23 protein-coding genes and 1 riboswitch are annotated in these 20,806 nt (G+C 27.7%); of the genes, 5 read left to right on the top strand and 18 right to left on the bottom strand.

The features are described 5' to 3' along the window. Window positions 1–409: 409 nt before the first annotated feature. From DIC82_10395 to DIC82_10385, 3 genes are all read right to left on the bottom strand, one after another. Entirely contained in the window at window positions 410–640 is a 231-nt protein-coding gene (locus tag DIC82_10395; protein AWK51414.1) for a hypothetical protein, read from the bottom strand. Window positions 641–1,016: 376 nt separating this feature from the next. Next, complete coding sequence (locus DIC82_10390) at window positions 1,017–1,640, bottom strand: hypothetical protein (GenBank protein AWK51413.1); 624 nt, start codon at window positions 1,638–1,640, stop codon at window positions 1,017–1,019. A 145-nt stretch (window positions 1,641–1,785) separates the two neighbouring features. Continuing rightward, window positions 1,786–2,142 carry a hypothetical protein gene (locus DIC82_10385; GenBank protein AWK51412.1) on the bottom strand — a complete coding sequence of 119 codons (357 nt, stop codon included), beginning with the start codon at window positions 2,140–2,142 and terminating at the stop codon, window positions 1,786–1,788. 458 nt (window positions 2,143–2,600) lie between these two features. Between DIC82_10385 and DIC82_10380 the strand changes: the two genes are divergently transcribed. Continuing rightward, complete coding sequence (locus DIC82_10380; GenBank protein AWK51411.1) at window positions 2,601–2,990, top strand: bacteriohemerythrin; 390 nt, start codon at window positions 2,601–2,603, stop codon at window positions 2,988–2,990. A gap of 134 nt (window positions 2,991–3,124) precedes the next feature. On the opposite strand, the gene DIC82_10375 is transcribed toward DIC82_10380, so the two are convergent. From DIC82_10375 to DIC82_10345, 7 genes are all read right to left on the bottom strand, one after another. Next, window positions 3,125–3,550, bottom strand: a complete 426-nt coding sequence (locus DIC82_10375; GenBank protein AWK51410.1) for a cell wall-binding protein — start codon at window positions 3,548–3,550, stop codon at window positions 3,125–3,127. Window positions 3,551–3,845: 295 nt separating this feature from the next. Further along, on the bottom strand, window positions 3,846–4,058 hold the full coding sequence (locus DIC82_10370; GenBank protein AWK51409.1) for a heavy metal transporter: 213 nt from the start codon (window positions 4,056–4,058) through the stop codon (window positions 3,846–3,848). A gap of 113 nt (window positions 4,059–4,171) precedes the next feature. Continuing rightward, window positions 4,172–4,738, bottom strand: a complete 567-nt coding sequence (locus tag DIC82_10365; GenBank protein ID AWK51408.1) for a nitroreductase — start codon at window positions 4,736–4,738, stop codon at window positions 4,172–4,174. A gap of 20 nt (window positions 4,739–4,758) precedes the next feature. Further along, a complete protein-coding gene (locus DIC82_10360; GenBank protein AWK51407.1) occupies window positions 4,759–5,439 on the bottom strand; it encodes a GTP pyrophosphokinase in 681 nt (226 codons plus the stop codon). Window positions 5,440–5,609: 170 nt separating this feature from the next. Next, window positions 5,610–6,044 (bottom strand): phage tail protein, encoded by a 435-nt coding sequence (locus tag DIC82_10355; protein ID AWK51406.1) that lies wholly within the window; start codon window positions 6,042–6,044, stop codon window positions 5,610–5,612. Between the two features lie 229 nt (window positions 6,045–6,273). After that, window positions 6,274–6,927 (bottom strand): phosphoglycolate phosphatase, encoded by a 654-nt coding sequence (locus tag DIC82_10350; GenBank protein AWK51405.1) that lies wholly within the window; start codon window positions 6,925–6,927, stop codon window positions 6,274–6,276. A gap of 297 nt (window positions 6,928–7,224) precedes the next feature. Continuing rightward, window positions 7,225–9,147, bottom strand: coding sequence for a transcriptional regulator (locus tag DIC82_10345; protein AWK51404.1), 1,923 nt, complete (start codon window positions 9,145–9,147; stop codon window positions 7,225–7,227). Window positions 9,148–9,453: 306 nt separating this feature from the next. Here DIC82_10345 and DIC82_10340 point away from each other — a divergent pair, with 306 nt between their 5' ends. Beyond that, a complete protein-coding gene (locus DIC82_10340; GenBank protein AWK51403.1) occupies window positions 9,454–9,999 on the top strand; it encodes a reverse rubrerythrin in 546 nt (181 codons plus the stop codon). 42 nt (window positions 10,000–10,041) lie between these two features. Next, window positions 10,042–10,359: a hypothetical protein gene (locus DIC82_10335; protein ID AWK51402.1), complete on the top strand. Its 318-nt coding sequence runs from the start codon at window positions 10,042–10,044 to the stop codon at window positions 10,357–10,359. A gap of 195 nt (window positions 10,360–10,554) precedes the next feature. On the opposite strand, the gene DIC82_10330 is transcribed toward DIC82_10335, so the two are convergent. After that, window positions 10,555–11,475, bottom strand: a complete 921-nt coding sequence (locus DIC82_10330; GenBank protein ID AWK51401.1) for a 2-dehydropantoate 2-reductase — start codon at window positions 11,473–11,475, stop codon at window positions 10,555–10,557. 80 nt (window positions 11,476–11,555) lie between these two features. Further along, the gene (locus DIC82_10325; GenBank protein ID AWK51400.1) at window positions 11,556–12,299 is read right to left on the bottom strand and encodes a hypothetical protein; all 744 of its coding nucleotides are present in this window, start codon (window positions 12,297–12,299) and stop codon (window positions 11,556–11,558) included. Between the two features lie 192 nt (window positions 12,300–12,491). On the opposite strand from DIC82_10325, the gene DIC82_10320 reads away from it, so the two are divergent. Then, window positions 12,492–13,451 carry an arginine deiminase gene (locus tag DIC82_10320; protein ID AWK51399.1) on the top strand — a complete coding sequence of 320 codons (960 nt, stop codon included), beginning with the start codon at window positions 12,492–12,494 and terminating at the stop codon, window positions 13,449–13,451. 190 nt (window positions 13,452–13,641) lie between these two features. Here the strand turns inward: DIC82_10320 and DIC82_10315 are convergent, their stop codons facing one another. After that, window positions 13,642–14,178, bottom strand: a complete 537-nt coding sequence (locus DIC82_10315; GenBank protein ID AWK51398.1) for a hypothetical protein — start codon at window positions 14,176–14,178, stop codon at window positions 13,642–13,644. Window positions 14,179–14,576: 398 nt separating this feature from the next. Between DIC82_10315 and DIC82_10310 the strand changes: the two genes are divergently transcribed. Continuing rightward, the gene (locus DIC82_10310; protein ID AWK51397.1) at window positions 14,577–14,927 is read left to right on the top strand and encodes a thiol reductase thioredoxin; all 351 of its coding nucleotides are present in this window, start codon (window positions 14,577–14,579) and stop codon (window positions 14,925–14,927) included. A gap of 208 nt (window positions 14,928–15,135) precedes the next feature. Here the strand turns inward: DIC82_10310 and DIC82_10305 are convergent, their stop codons facing one another. The 5 genes from DIC82_10305 to DIC82_10285 form a co-directional block, all read right to left on the bottom strand. Then, a complete protein-coding gene (locus tag DIC82_10305) occupies window positions 15,136–15,600 on the bottom strand; it encodes a 6,7-dimethyl-8-ribityllumazine synthase (protein ID AWK51396.1) in 465 nt (154 codons plus the stop codon). Window positions 15,601–15,783: 183 nt separating this feature from the next. Continuing rightward, on the bottom strand, window positions 15,784–16,983 hold the full coding sequence (locus DIC82_10300) for a bifunctional 3,4-dihydroxy-2-butanone-4-phosphate synthase/GTP cyclohydrolase II (protein ID AWK51395.1): 1,200 nt from the start codon (window positions 16,981–16,983) through the stop codon (window positions 15,784–15,786). A gap of 99 nt (window positions 16,984–17,082) precedes the next feature. Continuing rightward, entirely contained in the window at window positions 17,083–17,736 is a 654-nt protein-coding gene (locus DIC82_10295) for a riboflavin synthase (protein AWK51394.1), read from the bottom strand. Between the two features lie 58 nt (window positions 17,737–17,794). Continuing rightward, window positions 17,795–18,877, bottom strand: coding sequence for a bifunctional diaminohydroxyphosphoribosylaminopyrimidine deaminase/5-amino-6-(5-phosphoribosylamino)uracil reductase RibD (gene ribD, locus DIC82_10290; protein ID AWK51393.1), 1,083 nt, complete (start codon window positions 18,875–18,877; stop codon window positions 17,795–17,797). Window positions 18,878–19,204: 327 nt separating this feature from the next. Next, window positions 19,205–19,319, bottom strand: a riboswitch (FMN riboswitch). A 48-nt stretch (window positions 19,320–19,367) separates the two neighbouring features. Continuing rightward, window positions 19,368–20,597, bottom strand: a complete 1,230-nt coding sequence (locus DIC82_10285; GenBank protein AWK51392.1) for a hypothetical protein — start codon at window positions 20,595–20,597, stop codon at window positions 19,368–19,370. Window positions 20,598–20,806: the final 209 nt, after the last annotated feature.

The raw sequence follows: 20,806 nt of genomic DNA, 5'->3' as shown, positions 1-20,806 counted from the left end.
CTGTTATTAAAATTATATATTTATCAAAGTTTTTTTTCAACCTCCATAAACTAACATTTGGAGTTATATGTTACGATTAACACATAAAAATCATGTTTGCCTTTATTTATTCATAATATAATGAATATTCTTTCTCTTATTTAATAGTTAAATTTATTTTAGTAAGAAAATTTATCTGATATCTAAAAATTCTAATACGCCCCTGTATTTAAACATCTCCTAAGTTTATCCAATAGCTAGCTTCTGTAAGATTCCCACTTCTTTAAATTGGGATAACAGTTGCATGCTCCTGGATAAGTTCTTCTAATCTTCAGATGGATAATTATATTCCTATTAAGGAAATTCCATTTGAAGCTAAGAATTACTTTATGTAAGAGATTGAAGTATCCCATTTATTTAACCTTATGTTTTAGTTCCACTCAATTGTTAATATTTCCAATTCACCTTCCTTAAGTGACACTTTATAACCATCCGTTAGTAACCAAGTTGCCAAATCTGTAATCATGTTTTTTCTAATTTCATCTTTCTTACTTATAGCAAAAACAGCTGAAACCTTATTAACACCAGCTTTTTTACCTTGTTCTATGTTTCTCATTATTATATTCTTATTTTCATTTAACTTTTCCTCATATTCATTCACAATATTTCCTCCCCATAACTTTTCTTTAATAATTTAATTATTTTAGAAATACTTTTTCACCCAAGTAGAACATTAATGTTTATTTATACTTATATAATTTTATGACATGCATTTTTGAATTATTCTACATTTTAAACTTTAACTATAAAAAACCGCCTTGAATTCAACTAAGTATTTACTAATATTCAATTACATTAAAGTATATTGGAGATTCAGCTATGAATGATTAATTAATATTTTATCAATTATAAAAAGGGACTGTCGAAACAGCCCCTCTTTAGGTTAATTAGAACAATTAATAAAATCGTATTCATTATATTATATACAAATAACAAAATTATTATTCATAGTTTCAATTTTCAATCGAAATACTAAATTAACTTAAACAGTAATCATCACAAATATAAGTAATTGAAACGTTTTTAAGTTTGTCAAATTCTCTTTTGGGTTCACTGTTAAATAAATTCAAATAACGAACTTTATTATTTTTTATTTTCCATTCAAATTCAAATTTCTTCAAATAATAAAAAATGTTTTCATTACCGCTTTCAATATCATATCCTCTAACCATACTTGATAAACTGCATTTCATATTATACTTTTTAGGCAATTCTTTCTTCATATTAATTAATAATTGCAGTAAATCATACCCTCTAACCGTATATGTTTCACCATGTAAATAAATCGAAAGTGTATTGCTATAATAATTTTTATGCCTTTCAATACGCAATAAAAATTCCTCTATAAATTCTTTATTATCACAAAATAATATTAAAGGAATTTTAATGTCTACAACATATTCTATTAATTCATCATCCTTAACATAAAAAAGATGTCTGATTTCTTTATTATTATTAGAATAAAAATCAAAATTTAAGCTGTCACTCTTGAAAGTGCACCCTCTAACATTAAGCTGAATTTCTCCTTTTAAAAAATATACTGATGCTTGCTCACATCCTAAACTATCAGTATATAAAGCAGAATATCTTACTTTGACCATATAATATTTTATATCCCCCTTAATATAATATTTTTTTATACACAACAAGTTTTAAATTTTGAAAATCTATAATTTAAAACCGCTTGATTATAATACCATATTTTTCCACAAATATCAAAGGTCAATAAAATTACTTATTATTAAGTTATAAGATAAATGTTGTATTCTGAGGTTCGTAAAAAGATACTTCATATTTTTTAGCTAGTTCTTGTATTAAAACATTTATATACTCAACTTTACTAAATTCACAGGACATAATAATATGTCCCTCTGATTTATCAAAAGCAAAACTCCACGGACATAAATCTAAGTTATCAATCTCATTTTCACCCACATCATCAACTTCTGGATGCTTCGATGTTAATTCCTCATAAAACTCTTGTATTCTTTGTGTTGGTCCTATTAATGAAGTATCACCTTCACATAGTTTCTCATATAATTCTTCTGCATCTCTTTTATTTTTTACACTATTACTGTGCCATACTGCACAATTCCAGCCCATAATTTCATCTCCTACAGTCATATTTCATCTTCATCTAATTTCTAGACGAGGTTCCGCTCAGATTATACATTATCACCCTTAAGGTTACGAAGTATCCTTCCGTGTGTAATTTTTAGTACATGGATTTTTAATATAAATTTCCACCTACAATGTTCACTTTATATCATACCATATCTTCATATTCACTTTATAGCTCCTAAAAGGAAAATAGAACTCTTTATCTGTCACAAAATATTCATAGCATTTGACTTTTTATTTTCTTTGATATGCCTTATTAAATATAACCTATTTTTATATATAAATATAATTTTGAATTTATTTAATATATATTTTTAAAGTAAATATTATTATTTAATATAAATTATTAATAACTTATAGTCAAATTTTGAAATCAGTTGTATAATTATACTATATTGGATTATATGATTATATATTTATGGTGAAAGAAGGTAATAATAATGTATGAATTTAAAGAAGAGTACAAAACCGGAATAGACTTTATTGATGAACAACATAAAGTTCTTTTCGAAATAGCTGATAAAACTTATAATTTGTTGAAAAATGATTTTGCACTTGATAAATATGACAAGATAGTGGCGCTAATAGAGGAACTTCAAAACTATACTGTATTTCATTTTAATGCTGAAGAAGAATATATGAAGAGTATTCATTACAAAAGAATGTTCACTCAAAAGATTGAACATGATGCATTTGTTAAAAGAATTAAAGATGTAGATTTTAAAAAGATTGATCATAATCAAGATGATTATATAATTAGTATATTGCAACTTCTAAATGATTGGTTAACAGGACATATCTTTGAAAATGATAAACTTATAGGAAAATAATTGTAAATTTATAAAAATGAATACCTATTCCAAAATATTGGAATAGGTATTCATTTTTATTTTATATATAGACATGTGCCTTCGCATTTTGATAATTCCCCCGGTTTCAAAAGTCATCTATCACAAATAACATATTAGTCAATATAATAATTCTTAACCATTATGCCAGAATTATTTAAGTAATATAAATTTCCATTTTCTTCAAACCATCCTATTCTCATTTCACCAGAGTTATTTAAACAATACCAATGTCCCTTATCTTCAATCCATCCTGTTACCATTTTACCAGAATCAGAGTCAAGATAATACCATTTTCCTTCACTTTTAATCCATCCTGTTTTCATCATTCCATTTTCATCTAAGTAATACCAGTCCCCCTTATCTTCTGACCAACCAGTTTTTATAGAAGGACCACTATAATAGCGCCAACTGTTATTAACATTTATCCAACCATTTGATTCTGCATTTGCTTTTACCTCATTAATTCTCCCAAATTCAATTGTACATAAAATTATAATTCCAAATATTAATATACCATTTAAAATTTTATTTTTTTTCATCTTAGTGTCCTCTCTAATTTATAAAATATATTTATATATGATATTTATTAACATAATTTATAAAATAGAATTAAATTTTAATATTAGTAGTATATGATTCCGTGAATATAAATATCTTCTAAACAGAACTTTCTATGTAAAAAATATTAAAAGAGTCTTTTATATTATGTAGTTATTTTCATTATACAAAAACTAAAGAGGAATGCATTTTATATACATTCCTCTTTAGTTAACAAATTAATGATTAGTTCTTTATTAGACATTAGGCATATTAAGCAAATACTAAGTCAATATTCTAATCCATTCCATGTGTCTTATGGCCTGTATTTTCTATGCAGCTTTTAATTTCTTCTTGTGTTGCAGGTTCATTGTATATCACTTCAACGCTTCCACGCCCAAGATCTACACAAACATTACTTACACCATCAATTTTTTCAAGTGCATTTTTAACTTGTGTCTTCATATTTTCATTAACTAATCCATCAACAATATAGTGTTCTCTTTCCATACATACTATTCTCCTTTTATAGAATTTTACAAGTATAGTATGTTCAAAATCATTTTATTATATGAAATTTTAATTGTTTATTGTATGAATAATTATTGATTTTACTAGGAAAACTATAAAATCAATTCATCTAAAGTTCTTTTTGGTACATGATGAGTTTCATTTTCATCTCTCCAATATCTAACATCACCAGATTCATTAATAGTTTCAATAACTACCTTTTCTTTCGGATATCCTAATGCTAGTACCAATGTAATTTCATATTTTTCATCTAAGTTAAGTTCTTCCGCCAAACTTTTTTTATTTATATTTGCAATTATGCATCCTCCAAGATCTTTTTCAACTGCTCCTAGTAAAATGCTTTGTACTGCTATACCTTCATTTTGTGGCATACTTGACCCAATAGTAGTATCTCTAACTACTACCATATAAGCACTTGGTTTTTCTCCTTCTTTAGGTCCATTCCAGTCTTTATAATATCCTGCCCAAAATATATTTTTATTTATTTTATCATTTTGTTCTTTTGTGTTTGATAAAATATATCGTAATGATTGCATATTACCACCTGATGGTGATAACCTTGCTAAATTTACTAATTCTTTTAAAGTATTCATTTCAATAGGCTTGTCTTCATAAAATCTTCTATATGATCTATTTTTTAATATAAGTTCTTTAATCATAATTGCACCTCATTTTCTATCTATCTCAATTTTTCAACTTCTCTTTGTATATCTTGCATTCTCATATCTGTTGATGCTATAACATCTGCACATTCTTTTAGATCATTTGTAATATGTACCGGACTTTCTCCCAATGTTTTATAATATAGTTTATGTTCAAGGCTTGCCCAAAAATCCATGGCTATTGTTCTTATTTGTACTTCTACTCTAACGGGTTCTACATGGTCTGAAAAAAATATAGGAACTTCCACAACTAAATGAAGACTTCTATATCCATTTGACTTTGGATTCTTTATATAATCCTTCTCTTCAATTAATTTAATATCATCTTGTCTTTTAAGCATTTCCGCAATATCATATATATCTCCAACAAATGAACAAATTACTCGTATTCCTGCAATGTCATTTAAATTCTTTTTAGCAGAATCAATGCTCATATCAAAGCCTTTACGTTGCAATTTATCCATAATGCTACCTGGTGTTTTAACCCTAGACTTCATATACTCTATTGGATTTCTTTTTCTTCTTATTTTAAGTTCATCATCTAAAATATCTAATTTAGTTTTAACTTCTTTTATAGCTGAACGATAAATAAGTAAAGTCGCATTCATTTCTTCTATTTTTTCTTCAACTACTTCTGGTGATATATTCATATCTCCTCCACTTAAAAATATCTTTTCATTTGCTCTTAACTGACTCATAAGGTTATTGTCCCCCTTAATTCTAAAAAGACTATTATTCATAATATATTTTTATATTTTATTTACTAACATCATTTTAATTGAATATAAAGAAAACTTCAAGTTACTATTATCTAATTAACTTTAAAGACCTTGCTAATTCTAATTTAGAACTATCAAAGTCTTTATGTTTACTTATTATTTGAAGCAATAATGTTTATCATGGATGTATTAGCATCTAATTCTTGTGATAATATAATTGTCGGGTCAGTAAAATCATACTTTCTCTTTTCAATAACAGATGAATCTGCTACCCTATTACCATTTTCATCAAAATAGTACCAAAAGCCACCATTACTTACCCAACTATTAGATGCCACAATTCCATCTGACCATACATAATGCCAAATTCCATCCTTCAGCATCCATCCTTTTTGCATTATTCCGTTATTACCAAAGTTATACCATTTCCCATCAATTTGCTTCCAACCCTTAGCTACTACACCTTTTTCTACCCAACTGCGATTTTTATGTGAATCTTCTTTCCATTTAGCTGAAGCCGCTATTGGTATCATTCCAATTACTGATATTGCAACTAATGATGATATTATTAACTTTTTTATCATTTAAAAATCCCCCTTTTTATTGGCTTATAATTATTCTGTAACTATAATTATATTACATTTTTTTCTATTTATTTGCAAGATTTTTAGAAATATTTTCCAAGTAAACTTTTAAATACTATCACCTTAGTATCTATCACAAAAAAGATGGCAATTACTTTAACTGCCATCAAATTTGGTTGCCAATAAACCAGGGATTGCTTATATTATTTATTTAATGCTCTTGCATTACTTAAAGAAGAATATTTAATAATTCTTTAATATTACTTGCTATGTATTCTGCTCTAGCCTGTGTTAATTCTATTACATTTCCAAATCCATAGAGAACTCCTATTGATTTAATATTATTTTCCTTTGCTCCAATAATGTCATGTTCCCTATCTCCTATCATAATAACCTTTGATAAGTCAGAAATTTTAGCACCTTCTAATGCATACTTTATAACATCACCTTTTTTAACTCGTGTTTCTTCAAAATCAGATCCAGCTACAAAAGTAAAATACTTATCTATCTTAAAGTATTTTAGAATTTCTTTAGCATATATCTCTGGTTTTGATGTAGCTAGTATAATTTTCTTACCATTTTTCTTAAGTGTATCCAAAAGTTCTATTATTCCATCATATAAATTATTTTCATAAATGCCTTTATCCGCATAATATTCTCTGTATTTCACTAATGCAAGATTTGCTTTTTCTTCATCAAACTTATAATATTCTTTAAAAGAGTCTTTTAAAGGTGGTCCAATAAATTTACGTAAATCCTCTAGATTATCAGCTGAAATATCAAAAAATTTTAAAGCATATTGAACGGATTTAGTTATCCCCTCACCAGAATCAGTAATTGTTCCATCTAAGTCAAATAATATGTATTCAAAATTGTTATTCAAGTAAAAATTCCTCCTTGCTTCTGCATGCTGTATTCTATATATAAATTATAGCACATTTTTTTAATATACACATGTACAAACAGTGTAATAGCACAACTAATAACTTTAAAAGACCACAAAAATTCTAAGCATTTATCCGATAGCTAGCATCCGTAACACTCCCACTTCTTTAAGTGGGAGATAACGGCTGCACGCTCCTGGACTGGGTACCCCTTGAGGGTACATTGTGACCCTTGAGGTTATAAGTTCAACTAAGATTCAGATGGGGCTCAAACCCCACCTAAATCAAGTTTCACTTTATTCCTCTAAAAGGCTAGAAGCTGATGCACTTATTTCTTCACTATTTGCGGATACTTCTTCAGTAACAGAAGAAATATCATTTATTAAATTATTAACACTTTCCATCTTTCTTGATAAAACTTCTGACACTTCATGCATTTGTTCTATAAGTTTCACCATTAAAGCTTGGTCACTTTGTGTAGATGTAGCTACATCTTTTGATTCATAAGATAATTTTTTTACCTCATCTGCTACTACTGAAAAACCTTTACCTGATTCTCCTGCTCTTGCAGCCTCAATTGCTGCATTTAAAGCTAATAAGTTAGTTTGGCTTGCAATATTTACAATTTTCTCTGACGCACTAGAAAATTTATTTAATTTATCTTGCATTTCATTAACATTATCTTTAAGAACTTTTGTCGTTTCCAAAACATCCGCTATATCAATAGAAATTTTACTAATAGATATTGCACTTCCTTCATTTCCTTTTGAAACTTCTTCAATTGCACATATTATTTCCGAAACTCTTTTCTTTAAGATTTCAGCGTTCCTAATTTTTTCTTCAGACAATTCATTTAAATTTTCTAAAGTGTGCATTTGTTCATTTTTATAATTTAAAAGTTCTTGTTCATTACTAACTTCCTGTCTATTATAATCTATACAATTATGTAGCATATTTAATCCATTATGTATTGCTTTAGCCATATCCTTGCATGTATCATATCCACATGCAGAACAATTAATATTTTTATATTTATCAGTAAGTTTATTTAAACTTTTAAATATTTCATTATATTGTAACTCTGTAGGTTCCTTTATATCAGATATAACTTCATTTTTATTATACACTCTTGTAAAATCATCTAATTTAAACGTTTTATCAAACATTTTAAAAAGATTATCTTTCTTTTTTTTCATAAATAATTTATTATTTTTTTCAAGTTTAATCTTTTTTAAATTGTTAAATTTTTCGTCACAATCATCAATTGACAATTTATCTTTATTTATTATAGCAGTTCCAAAATTACACCCATTAGAACAATTTAAAATATCTACAACTAATGGAACTTCTTTCCCCTCACTAATACGTTGTTTATACTCATTTAAATAATTATATGAATGATGTTGACCTTCGATTTGACGTATCCATGCGTTTTTTACTCTAGCTTCAATATTTTCTCTTAAGCCACCAGGTCTACTAAATAAAAATCCCAAATCACATTTTACATCATCAAAATCATATTCTTCACAATTATCAATATTTATATTGTTTTTATTGAAATACTCAAGCAGTCTTTTTAACGTTACATTATAATTCACATATCCATGTGTATTTTTATCATGAATTTCATCTGATTTTCCTATACATGGAGATATAAAAGCAATGTTATCAGTAATATTTTTATATTTTTTCATATAAATAGCGGTGCATAACATTGGACTTTGAATAGGTGCCAAATGTTCTGTTAACATAGTATCGTACCTTTCTATGTAATTAACTATAGGAGCACACGGTTGCGCAATTATAGATGATAAATTTTTATCCTTAATAGATTTTAAATATGCCCAAACAGTTATATCCGCTCCAAAAGAAACGTCATATATTAAATTAATACCTATTGATTTAAAATATCCAAATACCTTCTTATAATTAGGAATATTAACTCTAATTGATGGTGCAACTATTAATGATATTTTTTTCCCTGAAGATAAATCTTTAAAAAAATCATCAGTATCATCATTAAAATCTCTTGCAGAATGATCACATACCTTGATACATTCCCCACAATGTATACACTTTTCCTCATTTATTCTAACTTTATCGTTTCCATCTACTAAGTACGCAATATTAGCACCTATAACTGGGCAATTTTTTATATATTTGTTACATCCAACACAATTTTCTTCTTTTAAATAAATCAATTTATTATATTCATACATCTCTAACATTCCCCTTTAATAATATTAACTTTAAGCATACTGATAGTAAATACCAAAACATTAATGCTATGCTTTATACAAATTACCTCATATTTTAATAAAATTACCACAATTTTAATATTTAGCCAATATATTTATTGTTTTTATGATTAATTATACTATATTCCGAAAATTAAGTAAATTTATGAATGGTTTTCTAATTAAACTTTACATATAAATTCTACTAAAAGGTAATACTATTTCTTAGGTTATATGATACCTAAACATATCTGAAAAATACAATAATAGTTGATGGAGGAATTTTAAATGAAGAAATTTATTTGTACTGTGTGTGGTTATATTCATGAAGGCTATGCCCCACCTGATATTTGTCCTATTTGTAAAGTTGGAGCTGATAAATTTAAAGAAATGAAAGATGATTTAAATTTTGCTGATGAACATAGGATTGGAGTTGTAGATGGCGTTAATGATGAAATATTGGAAGGTTTGAGAGCTAATTTCATGGGTGAATGTACTGAAGTTGGAATGTATTTAGCAATGTCTCGTCAAGCTGATCGTGAAGGTTACCCTGAAGTGGCTGAAGCTTACAAACGAATTGCTTTTGAAGAAGCAGAACATGCTTCTAAATTTGCTGAAATCTTAGGTGAAGTAGTAGTTGCTGATACTAAGTCTAACTTAAGTGCTAGGGTTGAAGCTGAATATGGTGCTTGTGAAGGTAAAAAGAAACTTGCAACATTAGCTAAACAAAACAATTTAGACGCTATCCATGATACTGTTCATGAAATGTGTAAAGATGAAGCTAGACATGGTAAAGCATTTAAAGGGTTACTTGATAGATACTTTACTAAATAATAGTATAGCTAAATTAAAATTTGATTAAAGGAGTGTTTTTTAATGCAAAGAATTAATTGTGATGTGACTAATTGCTCACATAATGAAACTGGTATTTGTTATTCAAACAGAGTTGATATTGGAGGTATCTCTGCAAGTAGTGAACGGGGAACTTGTTGTGGCTCATTTTTAAATAAATCTTTATATAGTGATTTAACTGATAATACAAATTCTAAGGGACAATGTGATTCTCTTACTTGCAACGTTAAAAGCTGCGCTCATAACTATAATAAACTTTGCGATTTGAACTCTATAAATGTTTCAGGATCCGGAGTTCAAATATACTCTGAGACACAATGTTCTAGCTTTGATTATAAATAATACCAATCAAAACTTTGGTGACCCCTTTTAGGTGGAGTATTATACTCCACCTAAATTATCTTGAAATTTATTTTCTCATCATAATCATACCTTCAAAGCTGATAAATTCATGTTTTTTACAAAAACCTTATGACTGTTTTATATTCTCAGCAATTCTATAATTAATATCTCCTTGAATAATTTATATTAATACTTTTAATATTGGCTTTCTATAAATTTAATTTTATCATACAGCTGCTGATTTACAGGTGTTGGAATACAATACTTTTTCCCCATTTTAATTACCGTACCTGAGAACAACTCAACCTCGCTATAACGCTTTGCTTCTAAATCTTGACCCATTGATGGCTTTCCAGTTGGACTTAAAGTGCTTAATACCTGTAACCAATAGTTTAAATCATCTTCATTTAAATTTATACCTTTAATCTCTGACAGTACCATAACCTCTCTCATGGCTGAAATCATTGTATCTCTTGCTTGTCCTTCTTTTTGAATCTCACCATAATTACTTTCATATACAGCTACTGTTTGATTTACACCAACATTTAGCATAAATTTACCCCATAGCCTCTTATTCATATCAGTAACAGCCTCGTATGGAAATTCCATATCTTCAAAAAACTCTGTCACCTTCTTTACTTTTGGAGATATAACTTCTGGTTGCCCTTCTCCAAAACATAGCATTCCCATATGTTCATAAGTTAGCTTGTTTCCTATCTTTACTGCATCCATTCCCTGTGCAACGCAATGTAAAATTTTATCCATGCCATAAGTCTCTCCAATAACAGCCTCACTAGTAATTCCATTTAAAGCAGATAAAATAATTGTCTGTTCTCCCACTTGATTTTTAACAGCTTGGATAGCATCGTTTAAACCATCATATTTAACTGCAAAAATGATTAAATCAGCAGGTTCAAATAATTCTTCTGGTGTCATATAATTAAATTCACAAGTTTGTCCATTACAATAAATATGATTGCTCTCATATTTCTTTATTCTATCTCTATCAGCAATTATTCTTAAATCTGCCTTTGGCATTCTTTTAGATAAGTGATTTCCAAATAAAATTCCTAATGCACCTAATCCAATAATTGATACGGTTCTTATTTTCATCATAATCCTACCTTTCTTCATCCTATTAATTTAATTTTATCATAAATAGAAATTATATTGAGCATATAATTCTTTTACACATCTTATTTAAAATTATCTTTTATTATTTCAATCATCTTTTCTTTATTTTCTTTTAATTGAATTAATCTATTTACATTGGCTCCAGATGGATGTGGAAATCCTTTTAGAATTTGATTTTCATTTATGATATTATTTTCACATAGCTTATATAAAACTTCTTCTACTGATCTTCCTAAAGGTATTATAAGAATATTGTCTTCATTATCCAAACTTTTTAATTCATTAACGAAGTTTTCATTAATATATTTCATTAGAAATTCACTTTTCATAAGCTTGGGAGTGTGGCCCGAATAGTTTTTGCCTTTTACAAAAACAGAATATGGTATTAGTGAAACAGTATGTAATAAATAATCCTTTTCTTTAAATAACTCACTACAGGTATTTATATTTAAATATTTATTAATTTCTATTTCATCTAGCATATTAATTAGATTATTTCTAAGACTACCACTAAAACGTGCTTCTTTCTTACATTGATATTGAATTTCTTCAATATCATTAGAATTTTCCAATTCTCTTCTTGCCGTAGAAATAGCAGTGCTCATTTGCTGAAAGCCAGGAGTTATTCCAACTATAAATACCCTTGCCTTTGAATTTATATACTCATTATGAGGTGAATAATATATTTCTATGTCTTTCTCTTTTTCTATTAGAAAATCATTTATTAAAATGTCATCTTTATTATATTTATCTTTTATGGGTAATCTCTTGATTTTATCCCTATAATCATACAATGTCTTTTTCATCTTTAACACCTAATTTCTATTTTTGTTTTTAGTATCTTTATTATAATCATAATTTAAAATATTATGATTATAATTTAAAATTTAATTGCTTCGTTATTATGGTGAGTCTTTCTTACAGTATATATACATTATAAATAAAGTAAATCTGCATAAACTAAATGATATAAAAAAGATGAGGAGCTGTAATAATATATGGATAAACATTTAACTGAAGTGAAAACAAATCTCTTTATAGAGCAATATGGTACTGAAAAGCTTGGCAAATTGAAAAGTGTTATGCTTCATACTCCTAAAGCGTCTCTTAATATAATAAACAAAAATAACTATAAGTATTATCTATTTAATAAAGCACCTAATTATAACAAGTTCATAAATGAACATATAAGATACTCACAATTTTTAAAATCTCTTGGAATAGAGGTTTTTGAGTTAAGTAGTCTTGTAAGTGAAAATATAGATTTAATGAATAAACACCCTAATCTAACATACCTACACGATGTTGGAGTTGTTAATACAAATGGAGCTATTTTATCTAAGATGTGCCATGGGGGAAGAGAACATGAAGATATTGTTCTGAAGGAGGCTCTAACAAATCTTGGAATCCCTATATTCCATGAATTTAATGCAAGTGATAATTTTGAAGGATGCTTAATGTTATCTCCAGACACTCTTTTAATAGCAAACACCGAAAGGCATACTGAAGCTTCTATTATGAAAGGTATTCCAAAGTTTTTAGAGATTTTTAAGAAAGTAATTTATGTAAAAATTCCTAAGCTCCGAAGGTATATGCATCCCGATATGATTTATAATCGTATTAGCGACACCTTAGCTCTAGCGTACCTTCCTGCTTTTCTAAAAACTTTTCTTATTACAAAAGATACCAAAATTCAGATAGATTTTAAAACTTACATGGCTAATAACGGTATAGAAATAATCAACATTACAAATCGTGAACAATTGTATTGGGGAACCTCCTTCGTTCCTCTTGAACCTAATGTAATTATTCATTATGACTTTTCATTAAGCACAAAAACTCAAAAAATGCTTTATGATCGCAATGTAAAAATTATAAAGTTTCATCCAGATGATGCCCTCCTTGCTGGTGGTGGAAGTCTTAGATGTCTTACGCTAAGACTTTATAGAGGGGACTGAATTAATTAACATTTAAGAGAAATGAAAAAAGTTATTACATCCTTCGTAAGCGTAATCGAATCTACGTATAGCGTTAATATAATTCAAGTGATAAAATTGTACCCAACAGAAAAACTTATATTCTCTGTTGGGTACAATTTCATAAAGTTGCTCACACCCTTGCATATGAACTAAAGTAACTTTTAGATATTTACTCAATGATATATGCACTAACAATTTCACCATAATAAGCAGTATGATAATCCCTGTTTGCAATTGGGAATGAACCATCAACATCCTGTGGATGGAATTCATCCTTGTTTTCCTGAGTCATTTCTTTTTCATCCTGTTTTTGCTTGTATATAACTCTGCACTCAAGCGTTAAAGGAAATTCCTTAATAGCAGGGGCAGAAACAATATTAGGCTTTTCCAGTGTCAACCCAAGTTCTTTGACTTTATCTATGTCACGACCGGATTTTGAACCACAAACTCCCAATATTTTTTTATCATACTCACCATATGGAATATTAATTGTAAATTCTCTGCTTTTCTCAATTTGCTCTTGTGTAAAACGATGTTCTCTAACGAAAACTGTAAAAATTGGTTTTGCCCATTCAATTCCGAGCATTCCCCAGCTAATTGTCATAGAATTTACTTTGTCATCTACCTTTGTAGTCAATAAGACACCTTTTTTTAGTGCCTTCATAATATCTCCTGCATAATCAAATAATTCGATTTCCTTTTTCATTCTAAATTATCCTCCTTAAATTTTGATTATCTCCATGATATTCTAATGTCAATCAAATAACAAGTATGCACTTTTTAGTGAGATACTATCTAAAAGGATAGTATTGTATGAATGACTGTAAAGAATAGAATATTTTCAATAAGTAAATTCAAGTTGTCACTAGCCATATTTTAATTTTTTTCTATGCCTTCTTTTCTAGCTTCATTCAACCTGCTCAGCTCATCCATAATTACTTTTTTTCTCATTTCTGCAAGCATTATAGATTCTTTATCTCCTCTAATTTTGTATAACACATCCATAGCTTCTCTAATTCCTCAATCTAACTACTAGAAAAGCTAACTAAATTGATTTAATAATTTAGCTTTGATATAATATTATAAAAAACTAGGAGGATACAAATGTTTGAAAAAGATAGCTATGAAGAAGATGTAAAGTTATTTGAAAAAGTGATTTCTACACAAGCAGACGAATTATTATCTAATAAAGACTTAGCTGTTGTTTATATTGGTCGTGCAACATGCCCATTCTGCCGTAAATTTGCTAAAAAATTAAGTGGCTTGACTAATAAAATTAATACAACTATTTACTATGTCGATAGTTCTAATTTTTCAGATAATTTAATTAACTCATTTAGAGAAAAATATAATATTGTAACTGTACCTGGATTTATTGTTAGCAAAAATAGAGAAATAGAGGTTCGTTGCGATTCTTCAATTACAGAGGACGAAATATTAGATCTGTTAAAATAAATAATCAACTAATTTAACTGTTATAAATATATTCCTATAAACAAATTTTTGTAGCAATATTAAAAAATATTATTCTTAAACTACACCCTAAAATGATTTTATATTTTTATAAAAATGAACTGCTAAAAAACTAAATTAATTAGTTCTGTAGCAGCTCATAATATTCATAGGTTATGCATCAACACTATTTATTGATAACTTTGACTTACTATTTTATTGTATTTATTAAATTAGCCATCTCAATAGCTGAAACTGCGCATTCATATCCTTTATTCCCAGCTTTAGTTCCTGCTCTTTCAATTGCTTGCTCTATGGTATTTGTTGTAAGTACACCAAATATTACTGGTTTTTCACTTTCAAGTGAAACATTTGCAATTCCCTTTGATACTTCTGAACAAACTAAATCATAATGTAAAGTAGAGCCTTTTATTACTGCACCTAAACATATTACTCCATCATACTTAGAGCTTTTCGCCATTTTTTTAGCTATTAATGGGATTTCAAATGCACCTGGCACCCATGCAATATCAATATCTTCTTCCTTGACACCATGTCTTTTTAATCCATCTAATGCACCATCTAAAAGCTTTCCACCTATAAATTCATTAAATCTTCCTATTACTATTCCAAATTTCAATCCTTCTGATATTAAATTTCCTTCAAATATATTCATTACTTTTTCCTCCATTATTTTAATTATTTTAATTAATAGATAAATAACTTCTAAGTTGTACTTACATTTTAAATTTTATTGGTAATTATAGATTACTAATTGTAAATGCTTAATGTTAAGAAATTGATAGTTGAGCATTGCTAATTAATACTTCAGTACCTAAATATAAGTAAATTTTCAGTTTTAGTTATCTATATTTAACAAATGATTCATTCTTTGTTTTTTAGTTTTTAAATAAAATTCATCACTTTTGTTTATTGGCATTTGTATTGGAACTCTTTCAACTACTTCAATATTATGTTTTTCAAGTCCCTCTATTTTTGCTGGATTATTTGTAATTAATCTTATATTATTTATTCCTAAAACTTTAAGAATATCTGCACTTACTTTATAATCTCTCATGTCTTCTTTAAATCCTAGTGCTAAATTTGCATCTACTGTATCCAATCCTGAGTCTTGAAGTTCATATGCTTTCAATTTATTTAAAAGACCTATTCCTCGTCCTTCTTGTCTCATATATAGTAGTATTCCACGACCTTCTTTTTCTATCATTTCCATTGCTGATGCATATTGTTCACCGCAATCACATTTTCTAGATCCTAAAGCATCTCCTGTTAAACATTCAGAATGAACTCTTATAAGCATAGGTTCATTGGTTGTGATATCTCCTTTAACTAAAGCTAAATGGCATTTTGATGTATTTTTCTCATTAAAAGCTAATACTTTAAAATCTCCATACTTAGTTGGTAATTTAGTTTCAGCTTCTTTAGTTACACTTAAATGCGTTTCTTTCCTATACTTGATTAATTCTTCAATAGTTAAAATCTTTAAATTATGCTCTTTAGCAAATTTTATTAGATCATCACGTCTTGCCATAGTTCCATCATCTTTTACTATTTCACATATAGCTGCTGCACCTTTAAAACCTGCAAGCTTTGCTAAATCTACTGCAGCTTCAGTATGACCAATTCTTTCTAAAACTCCATTTTTCTTAGCTATTAATGGGAATATATGCCCAGGTCTTCTGAAATCAGTTTTTTCAGTTGAAGTTGCAAGCTTATTTATTGTATAAGCTCTTTCAAATGCTGATATTCCTGTTGTTGTATCTTCATGGTCTACTGCTACTGTAAATGCTGTTCCATGATTATCTGTATTATTTTCAACCATTGGATTCAATCCTAGCTTTACCGCAATTTCCTCTTCTACTGGTGCACAAACGAGTCCTCTTGCATACTTAATCATGAAATTAATATTTTCTCCAGTAGCCATTTCTGCTGGAATTACTAAATCCCCTTCATTTTCTCTTCCCTCATCATCAACAACTATTATCATTTTACCTTCTTTAATATCCTTTAATCCATCTTCTATACTATTAAATTTCATCTTTTTATCCCCTTAATTTTTAATATTTATACTGTATTCAAAATTTCTTATACTATCAGTACCTATATAATCTAATTTATTACTATTAAAATGCCTCACTTAAAACCCATTATCTCTTAAGAACTCCATATTTATATGACTTTTTTCCACTTCTTCTTTTTCAGCTTTTGGCGCAAATAATTTTTCTATATACTTTCCAACTAGATCACACTCTAAATTAACCTTAGAATTAACTTTTTTATTTACAAGAATAGTATTCTCTAAAGTATGTGGTATAACTGAAACTTTAAATACTTCATCATTAACATCAGCAACAGTTAAACTTACTCCATCTATTCCAATGGAACCTTTATATATAATGTACTTTAAAACATCATTTGATGCAGAAATGGTAAACCAGGTTCCATCTTGTTCTCTTTGTATTGACACTATTGTACCAACTCCATCTATATGTCCACTTACAATATGTCCACCAAGTCTATCACTAAATCTTAATGCTCTTTCAAGATTTAATTTATTACCAGCTTTCAAGCTTCCTAAATTACTTTTAGCTAAAGTTTCTCCCATTACTTCTGCTTTAAATGAATATGAATCTTTCTCTTTAACTGTTAGACAAACTCCATTTGTAGCTATACTATCGCCTATTTTAGTGTCTTCTAAAACTTTACTACATTTGATTTTCATTACTCCAAAACTGTTACCTGTACTAAGTTCTTCCAATATTCCAACTTCTTCAATAATTCCAGTAAACATTTTTTCTCCTTCTTCAAAAAATTATTTTTTATATTTTAATCTATTGTTTTATCTAAAATCATTCTATATATCCTTCTACTACTAAATCATCACCTATTTTTCTATAACTAATATTCTTCAAGTTAACTGACTGATCTAATGTTGAAAATCCTCTTCCTGCTATACTACTTTTACTGTCTTCTCCACCTAATATTTTAGGAGCTATATAAAAAATCACTTTATCTACTATATTTTCTTCTAATGCAGAAAAGTTTAATGTTCCACCACCCTCAATAAGTATTGAATCTATACCCTCTTGACCAATCTTCTTTACAAGTTCCTTTAAATTTACTCTGTCATCTTTTTCAGAGACTTCTATAACTTTAATGCCTAAATCTCTTAAAGCTTTTTTCTTTTTTCCATCTGAGCTTAATGTAGTTGCAACAATAGTTTGTTTATCATTGTTTTTAACAACCTTTGAATCTAAAGGAATTCTAAGATTAGTATCTACAACAATTCTTATTAAATTTTTATCATTATTAATTCTGCATGTAAGCTCTGGGTCATCAGCAATAACTGTATTTACTCCTACCATAATTGAATTCAATCTATTTCTTAAATTTTGTGAGTCCTCTCTAGATTCTTTAGACGTAATCCATTTAGATTCTCCACTATAGGTTGCTATTTTCCCGTCAAGAGACATGCCACTTTTTAAAATTACAAATGGGATTTTTGATGTAATATATTTTATAAATATCTCATTCATCTTTTTACATTCTTCTTCTTTAACACCAATCACAACTTCAATCCCATGTTTTTTTAATTTCTCAATACTTTTTCCTGCAACTTTTTCATTGGGATCTAACATCCCTATTACAACTTTTTTGAATTTCTTTTCAATTATTAAATCTACGCATGGAGGTGTTTTCCCATAATGAGCACAAGGTTCTAAAGTAACATAAATTGTACTTCCTTCTACTGATTTAATTGCATTTTTTACTGCATTTCTCTCCGCATGTGCTTTTCCATAACATTCATGGTACCCTTCTCCTATTATTTCACCGTCCTTAACTATAACAGCTCCCACTAATGGATTAGGATTTACTTTTCCTATTCCCTTCTTAGCTAATTCTAAGGCTTTATCCATATATTTCTCATCCAAGAATTATCATCTCCCTATATATATATTTTGCCCATTATAAATTTCTAAATTCAAAAAGACTCTGAAGTTTGAAAATCTTCAGAGTCTTTTTTGTAACCGTAATCATTAATTTTATTTACAATTAAAATTTCAAAATAATTTGTTTTACTGTTTATTATCATATAAAAATAAATAAATTTTTGTTTGCTTTATATAATCTTTTAACTATATACTTTAATTTATTATTTTTTAAAATCAAAAAGCCCTGAATTTTTTTAAAATCCAGGGCACAAATACAAATTAATAGAATAATTTAAAATTTTAATTTTAAATATAATTTATATTAATTACTATCTTCTTTCATCCAGACTATACTGTCGGCTTCGGAATTTAACCGAATCTGCTATTTAAGCTTGCGGGCTTTACCGCCGATAGGGAATTTCACCCAACCCTGAAGACACTTTATTAAATTTAACATCATATTATCACATAATTATATTAGTGTAAAGTTTTATTTAAAATTTATTATATCAAAATCATTTTTCTTTTCTTTAATCCATTGAATGATTTTAGGATCATTCCAAACTTCAAATCCCAAGCTAAAATATTTTATAGCTTCTTCTTCACTACCAAGTTTGAACATATGTGGCAATGTACTTGGAACCCTCTTTTGCTTTAGTATATAAGGCACTACGAATGGATTTCTCTTATATGCTCTTCTTAATGCATTTTCTGCTTCTTTAATTTTATTAGTTTTATATAACAATGCAACTCTACTATAGTTTATAGCTGCTAAATTATCTTTTTCATACTTTTCTAACAAATCCTTTAATTGTTCATATTTTTCTTCAATTAAAAGCCAATTTACTAATAAATTTCTAATCATTAGATTATCATGCTCATTATATTTTAAAATCTCAAAAGCATTTTCTATTGCTACGTCTTTTTCTCCATTTTTCCACAAATGAATTGCTAAACAGTATTTAGCACCAAAAAGAGGTTTTGCTATTTTTAATTTAAATAGTTCTGGCTCTGCATTTTCTAAATTATCTATTCTTAATAGATTTTGTGCTGCCTTGACTGCCTTTTCTAAAAGAGCCTTCTTTTCAATATTATTTAAGCTTGAATCTCTTGATAAAATAATATACGCATCTGCACAATCTTCATATATTCCTAATGCTTCATTTGCATATTTTGCTTTATTCTTATAATTTTTTTGTTTCCATGCATAATCTATAATTCTTTGTGCTACTATAAAATTTTTATTAACTACAAATTTAAAAGGTTCTTTCTTTTCTTTTACCATATCTTCAACTGTTACTGCTGCTTCTTCTTTTTCGTCTAGCGTATGTTTCTTTGAAGATTCGTTATTTTTACCTTCACCTATTATCCATTGTTTGTTTTCTTTTGATAAATCCAATAAACTTTTTATTTCTTTTGATTTACTAGAGCCCGTACTACTACTAACACCAAACGCCTTATATAAATCAGTCGCTTTAATATATGGTTCTTCCTTTGAATCAAACAAATTATTTATAGTTCCTATAGCATGCACTATTCCTGCTGCCCATGAAAAGCTTTTTCCCTTTTTAAATTGTTCTTCATTATTTAAAAATAATGTCTCTGCAGCCATAACACAAATATTCTTATATTCTTCATTAAGATATTCACTCGAAAAATTCTTTATCTTTTCAATTATTTCTTCATATTTGCCAGCTATTACGTTAGATGATTCTTGCATTTCTTACATAGCTCCTTTATAAAAATCTTTAACAAATTTGATTTTATACATAATAATTACTATTCACAATTATATTAACCAAACTTATATTTTTTGCTCTAAATTAATCATATTTATGTATGAAAAATATTACATATTGTCTTTATGAATTCAGTCACGTTATATTATATCATATTATTTACAAATATATCTACTTATTAATTTTTATG

It is taken from the genome of Clostridium beijerinckii (genome assembly GCA_003129525.1).
Lineage (GTDB): Bacteria > Bacillota > Clostridia > Clostridiales > Clostridiaceae > Clostridium > Clostridium beijerinckii_D.
The sequence above is the reverse complement of the archived record's forward strand: the minus strand, read 5'-3'. Positions and strand labels throughout refer to the sequence as shown.